Source organism: Pedobacter segetis (assembly GCF_016623585.1).
Lineage (GTDB): Bacteria > Bacteroidota > Bacteroidia > Sphingobacteriales > Sphingobacteriaceae > Pseudopedobacter > Pseudopedobacter segetis.
In genome coordinates, this window is record NZ_JAEHFY010000065.1 from 1 (window position 1) to 751 (window position 751).

At 38.6% G+C, this 751-nt stretch carries 1 protein-coding gene; it reads right to left on the reverse strand.

The window, feature by feature from the left end:
* Nucleotides 1–139 precede the first annotated feature (139 nt).
* Nucleotides 140–751: hypothetical protein (locus I5M32_RS16590; RefSeq protein WP_234462003.1), on the reverse strand; the 612-nt coding region annotated here is incomplete at its 5' end.

The following is a 751-nucleotide window of genomic DNA, read 5'->3' on the forward strand; positions in this document are numbered from 1 at the left end:
TAACGTTTTGCAGCTACCCGAAGGGCGGGACTTTTACCACAAAACTTGATTTGAAAAACTAATGTTTGATTAACCACAAAACTGTCTTTGGAATACGAACCCCCGCCTTTTGGGTAGGTGCTGTTAGCGGTATGTGCTTTTAGTTCTCTGTCCATTCGTCCACCCATTTACTCCAAAATTCAATTTCTCTTTTCGGTTTGTCCAGCATTTCAAATTCGTCTGTTAACTCAAAACTAAATTCGTTTGCAAAATATGTCGCCAAGTCATAACCATAAAAAATGATGTCCATTTGATGAACTGAAAATACTGGATTTCCTTTTTCATTTGGTTGGCTTGGAATATAACGATGAGAATAAATTGGAATTAGTTTAGGGAAGGTCAAATACTTCTCTTTTGCTATTCGTTCCTTCTCTTCATAAGTGTTCGGCTTGTCGCCCCAACTGTTTATCCAAAAGTCATTCGATTGCAGGTCAAATAACATTCCTTCTAATGGCCAGCCAAGTCGGTCAATTATTTTGTCTGTCTCGTCTTTTGATTTTAGTCCAAGCCGCCAGTTAACAAATCTGTCAGATGTCGGTAAAGCTGTCTGCAGAAACAATTTGAGGTCAGGCGGAAATTTGAAATCAAATTTTGTTTCTACTTTCAAAACTTCATCGTCAGTCAGTCCGTTGTCAAAGTGAACACCTTTGTCGGTCAAAAGTCGGATTATATTTTTGGTCTGTTCTGTTGTCATAGCATTACCGCTAACGGT